Annotated in this window: 9 protein-coding genes; 8 read left to right on the top strand and 1 reads right to left on the bottom strand. The window is 39.9% G+C overall.

What is annotated here, in order from left to right:
* Positions 1-75: 75 nt before the first annotated feature.
* The 7 genes from GNE10_RS28035 (at position 76) to GNE10_RS28005 (ending at position 5,194) form a co-directional block, all read left to right on the top strand.
* The gene (locus GNE10_RS28035; RefSeq protein WP_185568863.1) at positions 76-273 is read left to right on the top strand and encodes a DUF2949 domain-containing protein; all 198 of its coding nucleotides are present in this window, start codon (positions 76-78) and stop codon (positions 271-273) included.
* Positions 274-660: 387 nt separating this feature from the next.
* Positions 661-1,791: a homocitrate synthase gene (gene nifV, locus GNE10_RS28030; RefSeq protein ID WP_185568861.1), complete on the top strand. Its 1,131-nt coding sequence runs from the start codon at positions 661-663 to the stop codon at positions 1,789-1,791.
* Positions 1,781-2,068, top strand: coding sequence for a nitrogen fixation protein NifZ (locus GNE10_RS28025; protein ID WP_096534564.1), 288 nt, complete (start codon positions 1,781-1,783; stop codon positions 2,066-2,068). The genes nifV and GNE10_RS28025 overlap by 11 nt, the downstream gene beginning before the upstream one ends.
* The gene (gene nifT / locus GNE10_RS28020; protein WP_185568859.1) at positions 2,043-2,246 is read left to right on the top strand and encodes a putative nitrogen fixation protein NifT; all 204 of its coding nucleotides are present in this window, start codon (positions 2,043-2,045) and stop codon (positions 2,244-2,246) included. Before GNE10_RS28025 ends, nifT begins: the two co-directional genes overlap by 26 nt.
* Positions 2,247-2,628: 382 nt before the next feature.
* Positions 2,629-3,177, top strand: coding sequence for a (2Fe-2S) ferredoxin domain-containing protein (locus GNE10_RS28015; RefSeq protein WP_185568857.1), 549 nt, complete (start codon positions 2,629-2,631; stop codon positions 3,175-3,177).
* Between the two features lie 235 nt (positions 3,178-3,412).
* Positions 3,413-4,531: a PD-(D/E)XK nuclease family protein gene (locus GNE10_RS28010; protein WP_185568855.1), complete on the top strand. Its 1,119-nt coding sequence runs from the start codon at positions 3,413-3,415 to the stop codon at positions 4,529-4,531.
* Between the two features lie 87 nt (positions 4,532-4,618).
* Complete coding sequence (locus tag GNE10_RS28005; protein WP_185568853.1) at positions 4,619-5,194, top strand: Uma2 family endonuclease; 576 nt, start codon at positions 4,619-4,621, stop codon at positions 5,192-5,194.
* A gap of 28 nt (positions 5,195-5,222) precedes the next feature.
* On the opposite strand, the gene GNE10_RS28000 is transcribed toward GNE10_RS28005, so the two are convergent.
* Complete coding sequence (locus GNE10_RS28000) at positions 5,223-6,614, bottom strand: 1-acyl-sn-glycerol-3-phosphate acyltransferase (RefSeq protein ID WP_185568851.1); 1,392 nt, start codon at positions 6,612-6,614, stop codon at positions 5,223-5,225.
* Between the two features lie 186 nt (positions 6,615-6,800).
* Between GNE10_RS28000 and GNE10_RS27995 the strand changes: the two genes are divergently transcribed.
* Positions 6,801-8,609 carry a proline--tRNA ligase gene (locus GNE10_RS27995; protein ID WP_185568849.1) on the top strand — a complete coding sequence of 603 codons (1,809 nt, stop codon included), beginning with the start codon at positions 6,801-6,803 and terminating at the stop codon, positions 8,607-8,609.
* The last annotated feature ends 111 nt before the right edge of the window (positions 8,610-8,720 follow it).

The following is an 8,720-nucleotide window of genomic DNA, read 5'->3' as shown; positions in this document are numbered from 1 at the left end:
CCCAATGCCCCATCCCCCATGCCCAAGCTAGGAATTTTTAATTCTTTTCCAACTGAAGAAATTGAAAGTTCAACTATGTCAACTCGTAACCGAGATATTCAACTCATCAAATTTTTACACCATGAACTTGAACTTTCAAATGCTGATATTGCTGTAGCGCTACGACACCGTGAGTTAAACAATGGCCCGTTACCGATGCTTCTCTGGCAGTATGGTTTAGTTAACTTAGACCAGTTAGGAAGAATTTTTGACTGGTTAGCAGAACAAAGTTAACTAATTTGTAACTGAGAATTCATGATTGAGAATTCAGAATTCTTTTTTACTGAGATTAAACTACACACCAATGCTATAAAAAATATGAGGTTCCTGAGATGATTACTACATTAATTGCTGGGTTCTGTATGTTAATTTTTTCCGGACTTGCTAATAGCTATATTAGTTATTTGCTACTTGAACAATTTACAACTGACATCGGTAAAAAAAATTAGTAAATTATACCAATTTTTAGTTCTTTGTCATACAGATGTGATATTGCTAAATGAGCAATAATTGAGGATCATGTATCCTGCTTATGTATTGTGATATTTTTAGCATTTACCATCACTAAGAATTGTAGAGAGAAAGGATATTGAGAATACTTCCAAGAGAGGGATATTTGCAATGAATCAAATCATAATTAATGACACTACATTGCGTGATGGTGAACAAGCGGCGGGTGTTGCTTTCAACTTAAAAGAAAAAGTAGCGATCGCCAAATTTCTCGATGCCATTGGTATCCCTGAATTAGAAGTGGGGATACCAGCAATGGGTGGTGAAGAAACACAAGCGATTGCTGCAATTTCTGACTTGGGTTTGCAAGCAAAACTGTTGGGATGGAACCGCGCTGTACTCTCAGATATTAAGGCTTCCATCGCCTGCGGTCTCAACCGAGTGCATATTGCCATCCCCGTCTCTGGTATTCAAATTGCCACTAAATTTCATGGTCAGTGGCGGATAAGTTTACAAAAACTCAAAGATTCCATCAGCTTTGCTGTCGATCGCGGTCTTTGGGTAGCAGTGGGAGGAGAAGATTCTTCAAGAGCTGATGAAAGTTTCCTCTTGGATGTAGCACTTTCCGCCCAAGAATGGGGTGCATCTCGCTTCCGCTTCTGCGACACCGTAGGAGTTCTCGATCCATTCACCACTTACACAAAGGTGAAGCAACTCGTTTCGGCTTTGACAATTCCTCTGGAAATTCACACCCACAATGATTTTGGTTTAGCAACCGCCAACGCCTTGGCGGGGATCAAAGCCGGAGCCACATCTGTGAATACCACAGTCAACGGCTTGGGTGAAAGGGCGGGAAATGCAGCCTTAGAAGAAGTTGTTATGGCCATCAAACGCATCTATGGCGTTGATTTAGGCATTGACACATCTCATTTGCTGGGACTATCTCAACTAGTTGCTTCTGCATCCGGCGCTGAAGTACCACCTTGGAAAGCGATCGTTGGGGAAAACACCTTCGCCCACGAATCCGGAATCCATGCTCACGGCGTCCTGCACAATCCCCTCACCTACGAACCATTTGCCCCCGAAGAAGTCGGTTGCGAACGCCGCTTAGTAGTGGGTAAACATTCTGGAAGACATTCTGTTTCCAACTTACTACAACAGCATGGAATTTTCTTGAACCCACAAGAAACCCAATCAGTTTTAGATGCAGTGCGCCATCAGTCAGTAAAGAAAAAACGTAGTTTAACCACAGAAGAAGTCTTAAATTTGGCCAGAGAACAGAGGTATTCTCATGCAACGTGATGAATTAGAGTTAGACTTACCACCTGCTTTTGAAATTGGTGAAAAAGTCAGACTTCGCAAACTAATTAAAAACGATGGTACCTTTCCTGGTAAAGAAATCGGCCAAGTTTTAGCTAAGAAAGGAGATATTGGCTACATAGCAAGTATAGGCACATATTTGCAGAGTTCCTATATATATGCTGTGCATTTCATAGAAACAGGGATTGTCGTCGGCTGTAAGAAAAAAGAACTAGAATCTGTTGAGGAGTCTCATGAAAGTAATGTTACGCGTGAATGATGCCGGCACTTTAGTAGTCTACGTTGCTAAAAAAGACCTGGAAGAAGAAGTAGTCAAACAAACTGATGGTAGTGAAGGTAAGATTTTGACCTTAGCAAATGGCTGGGAATTAGAATTTCGTGAATTACCAGATGTAGCCAATCTACCGCAAACTGTGGAAGCAAAACGACTTTCGTAAAAAAAGTTAGGAGTTAAGAGGTATGAGTTAGGAGTTAGGAGTTAGGAGTTAGGAGTTAGGAGTTAGGAGTTAGGAGTTAAGAATTAGGAGTTGAGGGTTAATAGTTAATAGCTAGGAGTTAGGAGGTGTGAGTTAATAGTTAAAAGGTAGTATTTATTAATTATCAGGTGGGAGTTACAAGTGAAAATTTATAACTTCCAACTCCCAACTCCCAACTCCCAACTCCCAATTCATAACTTTTCAATTTTAACTCCCAACTCCCAACTCATAACTTTTCAATTTTAACTACTAACTCCTAACTCCTAACTCCCAACTCCCAACTCCCAACTCCCAACTCCCAACTCCCAACTCCTAACTCCTAACTCTTCATTTTTAATCAATCATGGGTAAAAAGTATTTCACGTTATCAGAATTGAACCTTGAAGGACAGTTTTTAGGTTTTGTGGGTGCTGAACCGAAAAAATATAAATATTTGCAACTGGCAATTCCAGATGGAACTATGGAAATTAAATTGCCAAAAGAGTTGCGTCGTTCTGTGAGTTTATTGTTAGTTCCTGGTGAAGAAATTCGCGTTTTTGCTCGCAGCCAGTTAGACTCGCACACAGGCGAAATTCAAATCAAAGCTTATCAAGTCACACCAATTGGTACTTGTCCAATTCAAAATTTGCCACTCACACCAAAAGCCAAAATTATGGTGTGTCAAAAGTCCGGTTGTCTCAAACGTGGCGGTAAAGGCTTATTATCAGAATTAGAAAAAACTTTGTGCGATCGCGGTTTGTTAGACAAAGTTACCATCGAACATACCAGTTGCCAAAAATGTTGCAGCAGCGCTCCCAACTGTGTTTTACAGCTTGGTAAAAAGAAATACAAGAACATTCATCCAGAAGCGATCGCATCTTTGTTAGAGAGTCATTTAACCGAACAATACTAACTTTCTCTAGCCTGATAATACACACTTTTTAGGGGTAAAAATTTTATCCCTATTTGTCGTTGGTATTGTTTTTTTGATGTGCTTGTCAAATGGCGATCGGCTAAGTTATAACTACTGCAACGTTAGTAATACTAAATACAAACATAACTTACATAAATTTTCTGTAGTCTCGTTTAACCGTAGCTGCAAACTTACTGTGCATAAATTTTCCGTAATTACTTTAACTATTTAAAAAATGTCTCTGTTTAGCAATTTACTCAACTTACATTCAGCCAACAAGCCGCTTGAAGATTTTTTTACCGAAATTGTTGCTTATTTTCTGTCTCTGAATAAAAAAATTTTACTTGATTGGCTAAAACATCACTCAATCATTAGCGATGATAATTATTCCAGCATCAAAATTTCCACTCAACAAGCACATAAAGGACTTGAAACCCATACAGAAGATAGCAAACTTGATATTGTGGTTGAACTGTCCACTGGTATAAACACAGATGTAATCTTTATTGAATCAAAAATCGGTTCTACAGAGGGATGGCGACAATTAGAAAAATATGCTGAAATTTTGAGCAATTTACCGAATGTCAAAAATAGAATTCTAATTTACATCACTCGTGATTACGATCCAAAAGATGAAACTAAAATTTTACCATTGAATTTATACTCAAAAGTAAGTTTTTATCAATTGAGGTGGCATCAATTTTATAACCAATTACAAAAACACACAACTGATATATTAGCCAAAGAAATCTTAATTTTCATGAGGAGAAATCAAATGTCTTATACTAATCAATTTTCATCTGTTGATTTATTAACAATGGTGAACTTTAACAAAACTCTCAACCTTATGGAATCAACTCTCAATGACGAAGTACAAGAGAAATTCAGGCTAGCTTTTGGAGGAGTCATCAAAGGCGCAGCAAGTAGAACTCAATGGAAGTGGCACAGTAGATATATTATCTATACCAGGTTTTCAGGTGAAAATTTTTGGTGTGGTCTTGGATACTTTAATTTAAATCCAGATAATTTAACGGAATATCCATATCTAGGTATATGTTTAGAGGTTTCACCTGGTTTTGAAAAACGCCAAAAAATTATTGAATCTATGAAAAAAATAATTAATGATAAGCCTGATATATGGATTCCTGAAAGTTTAACTATTTTACCAACATGGTCAGCTATTTTCTATCGCAAAAGCTTACAACAGTTTTTATCTAAAGAAAACCAGCTATCTGCTATTAAAGATTTTTTCTTAGAGTCCATTGAAGAACTCAAAAAAATTCAGCCATATTTTGATTTTCCTTGGAAGGGTGTAAGTATAGAAGCAATTACAGAAGCTGATAAAGAAGAATAGCTAGATATATTATCATCTTCTATAGCAGAAATTTAATCAGTAGCAACTATATTAAAATAAAAATAACCCTGTATTGCCTTAACTGTTATGAGCCTTGCTACTGTTAAACGTTTCACCATAGCTGAATATCACCGTCTCACAGAACTCGGTTTTTTTTGTGAGGATGACAGAGTTGAGCTAATTAGAGGAGAAATAGTACAGATGGCAGCAAAAAGTACATCACACTCTGTTTGCAGCACTCGGTTATATCGGGAGTTATTCAAGCTGGTTGCAGAAAAGGCGATTCTTCGAGGACAAGAACCAATTATTATAGCTGATGACAGCGAACCAGAACCCGATCTAGTCATTGTAAAAAATCGTCCTGATGAATATTTAGAAGCTCATCCTAGCCCATCTGATATATTGGTGGTAATCGAAATTTCTAATTCGACTTTGCAATACGATCGAGATGTAAAATTATCTCTTTATGCAAAAGCTGGTATTTCCGACTATTGGATATTTAATTTAGTAGATAATTATCTTGAATCTTATAGCGAACCTTACCAAGATTTACAAGGTAAATTTGGTTATCGTCGCAAGTTTATTTATCTGCAAAATGAATCAGTGCATCTGCCATATTTTCCTGATTTAATTCTGGATTTATCTAAAGTATTTCCAAGATAATTATCTAGCTTAAGGAGCTAAAAAGATGTCAAATCAATCTTTCCATCGCCTGCTGCAAATCATTAGTCACATCAGCAACAGTTTGTCTAGCACCCAAACGATTTTCTTTATATGCCGGGTAACGTTCAGAAATAGATATAGGTTCACCCACAGTTAATTTGACTTTTTCCTTTCCTAAATTAGGACGTTGGAGAGCTTTATCGCCTTGAATCTTAGCAATCATTTTCCATAAAATTAGAGTTGTTTCGGCAAATCTTTCTACCGTTGGTTTTTCTTTAATATAGTTACCAGAAACTGCCACAAAGCTTTCCACTAAACGCATGTGCCACATTCTTGCATTGGCTTCTTCGGCAACGCGATCGCCTAAAGCTTTTTCCACAGCAGATACTCCTTTCACATCCTTAAATTCTTCTCTAAATATATAATTCCAACCAGCTTGTTCCACTCGCCGACAACGGTCAGTTAAAGAACCTTTAGATTGCAAATCAAAATATTGTTCTGATATCAACAGCGCTGCATTCAACAAAGCTTGTAAACGCACTGCTAACGCTTGATTTCTATCTGGAATTTGCTCAGCAACAGTTTTGGCATCTGGTAGTTTTTGATGATAGAAACGCGTGTAAAATACTTCCATCAGCGAAAGTAAATGCTCTGCCAAAGTTAATAATCGCGGATATAGCGTTTCTACAGTAGCAACATTACCTGGTTGTGGTGCATTTACAGGTAAACCACTAGCAGCTTCTAATTCACCTAAAAGATTAGCGATCGCATCCCAAGGAGCATCAACATAACTATATTTAATTCCAACTGGTACAATTAAAACCTGTTCGTCCCGTCCAGCTTTTTGCAAATCCTCAGCACACCAAAAGCCTAACTGGGCAATACCGGGTTCCAGGGGGCTGATAATCTCCGACAAACCATTGGTAGCGCCTTCTGGCGATGCAGCCATTGGAAATTTTCCATTAGCAAACAAATCACGCGCCGAACGTAACCCAGTCCAATCAGCCTTACCCCGCTGAATCGGAGTACCACCCAAACCAGACATAATCCAGCCAAGGTGAGAACCAGCCCATAGAGGAATACCGCGATCGTAGATAAAATGAGCGTGAATCGGAAATTGTAACGCTGTACCTTGCGATCGTGCTACCTTTGGCACGAGTTGAGACAGCAAGTAACCCAAACCAAAGGGATCGTCAGTTTTAGGATGGCGAAAAGCCAGCAGAAAACGGATCTTACCCTCCTGGAACTGACGATACAGGTCTACCAGAACTTCTACATTGTCTGCTTCAATTTTGGTAATGGGTGTTTGCCATTTGATGAAACTTGGTAACAACAAATGAACAACTCGTAGAAATAACGGGTTGAATGCTGGAGGAATAAATTCTAAAGGTGGCTGTGCTTGATAAATTACATTAGACAAGGTTGTTTTCTCCTGAAGTAATTGGCGACTGGGGAGTGGGGAGATGGGGAGATGAGGAAGATGAGGGAGAATAATTCTTAACTCCTAACTCCTAACTCACCACTCCCCAAGCCCTTTGTACTTTATCCTTGATAATTCAAACTTTAGTTGACATAGAAATTAGCGATTTTGGAAAGGTAATAAACGATGCGACTATCACAAATGTTATTCGTTACACTGCGGGACGATCCAGCTGATGCTGAGATTCCCAGTCATAAATTATTACTCCGTGCAGGTTACATTCGTCGCATCGGTAGTGGTGTCTATGCTTATCTCCCCTTAATGTGGCGGGTACTGCAAAAGGTTTCCCAAATTGTGCGTGAAGAAATGAACGCTACAGGCGCACAAGAATGTCTTTTACCGCAATTACAACCAGCTGATTTATGGAAAGAATCGGGACGTTGGGATACTTACACCAAAGCTGAGGGAATAATGTTTTCCCTAATTGACCGCCGCGAACAACAATTAGGATTAGGCCCGACTCATGAAGAAGTAATCACAGCGATCGCTCGTGATATGATTCGTTCCTACCGCCAATTACCTCTGCATCTTTACCAAATTCAAACTAAATTCCGCGATGAAATTCGTCCCCGCTTTGGTTTAATGCGCGGACGCGAATTCATTATGAAAGACGGCTACTCCTTCCACGTCGATGAAGCTAGCCTCAAAAAAACTTACGACGATATGTATCAAGCCTACAGTAATATGTTAAGGCGTTGTGGCTTGGCTTTTCGGGCAGTGGAAGCTGATTCTGGCGCAATTGGCGGTTCTGGTTCCACAGAATTTATGGTGTTGGCGGAAGCTGGGGAAGACGAAGTTCTCTACACTGAAGATGGTAAATACGCCGCTAACGTAGAAAAGGCTGTTTCTTTACCAGCCGATATCGAACCCTCACGGTTTACAACCTACGAAAAACGCGATACACCTGGAACAGAAACCATTGAAACAGTTTCGAGATTCCTCCAATGTTCTCCCACCCAAGTGGTGAAAAATGTCCTTTACCAAACAGTTTATAACAATGGTGTGACGGTATTGGTTTTGGTGAGCATCCGAGGCGACCAAGAAGTTAATGAAGTCAAATTGCAAAATGAATTGACCAAATTAGCTTCTAACTATGGCGCTCAAACCATTCTCAATTTGAGCGTACCAAATTCCCAAGTGCAGCAAACATGGACAGCGAAATCTCTGCCTTTAGGCTACATTGCGCCAGACATTCCAGATGAGTATATTGCCGCCAATAAACAGATTCATCCTAAATTTTTGCGCTTGGTGGATCGAACAGCCGTTGATTTAAAAAACTTTGTCACAGGGGCTAATGAAACTGGCTATCACGTAGTAGGTGCAAACTGGGGCGAGCAATTTAAATTACCAGAATTAATCGTAGATGTGCGTAAATCTAGACCAGGCGATCGCGCCATTCATAACCCAGAACAAACCCTACAAAGCGCTAGGGGAATTGAAGCAGGTCACATTTTTCAATTAGGTACTAAATATTCCCAAAGCATGGGAGCAACTTATACCAATGAACAAGGTGAAGAAAAACCACTAGTCATGGGTTGTTTTGGTGTAGGTGTATCGCGTCTAGCCCAAGCTGCCGTCGAGCAATCTTACGATAAAGATGGAATTATTTGGCCAGTAGCGATCGCACCTTATCACGCCATCGTTACAATTCCTAACATTAATGATACTAAACAAGTGGAAATTGCCCAAAAACTGTACGCCCAACTCAATCAAGCCGGCATCGAAACCTTACTCGATGACCGCGACGAACGAGCTGGAGTGAAATTCAAAGACGCAGACTTAATAGGCATACCATACAGAATTGTAACCGGCCGAGCGATCGCCAACGGCAAAGTCGAAGTAGTAGAAAGAGCAACCCGTAAATCCCAAGAAATTCCCATTGAAGAAGTTATCGCAACCCTCAAACAGTGGGTTGAAGAGGCAATAGGCAAATAGACAATGGGCATGGGGCATTGGGCATGGGGCATTGGGCATGGGGCAAGCAGGAGGTGTGGGAGGTGTGGGAGGATAGTGAAGAAATCTTTCCCCCCTCTCTCCCCACACTCC

This window comes from Nostoc sp. 2RC (assembly GCF_014222165.1).
GTDB classification, from domain to species: Bacteria; Cyanobacteriota; Cyanobacteriia; order Cyanobacteriales; family Nostocaceae; genus Nostoc; species Nostoc linckia.
Note: the sequence above shows the minus strand (reverse complement) of the source record. Positions and strands in the feature narration are given on the sequence as shown.

Bases quoted from the DNA above. Each gene is read 5' to 3' on its own strand.
- GNE10_RS28035 (WP_185568863.1), top strand. From the start codon at position 76: ATGTCAACTCGTAACCGAGATATTCAACTCATCAAATTTTTACACCAT.
- nifV (WP_185568861.1), top strand. From the start codon at position 661: ATGAATCAAATCATAATTAATGACACTACATTGCGTGATGGTGAACAA.
- GNE10_RS28025 (WP_096534564.1), top strand. From the start codon at position 1,781: ATGCAACGTGATGAATTAGAGTTAGACTTACCACCTGCTTTTGAAATT.
- nifT (WP_185568859.1), top strand. From the start codon at position 2,043: ATGAAAGTAATGTTACGCGTGAATGATGCCGGCACTTTAGTAGTCTAC.
- GNE10_RS28015 (WP_185568857.1), top strand. From the start codon at position 2,629: ATGGGTAAAAAGTATTTCACGTTATCAGAATTGAACCTTGAAGGACAG.
- GNE10_RS28010 (WP_185568855.1), top strand. From the start codon at position 3,413: ATGTCTCTGTTTAGCAATTTACTCAACTTACATTCAGCCAACAAGCCG.
- GNE10_RS28005 (WP_185568853.1), top strand. From the start codon at position 4,619: ATGAGCCTTGCTACTGTTAAACGTTTCACCATAGCTGAATATCACCGT.
- GNE10_RS27995 (WP_185568849.1), top strand. From the start codon at position 6,801: ATGCGACTATCACAAATGTTATTCGTTACACTGCGGGACGATCCAGCT.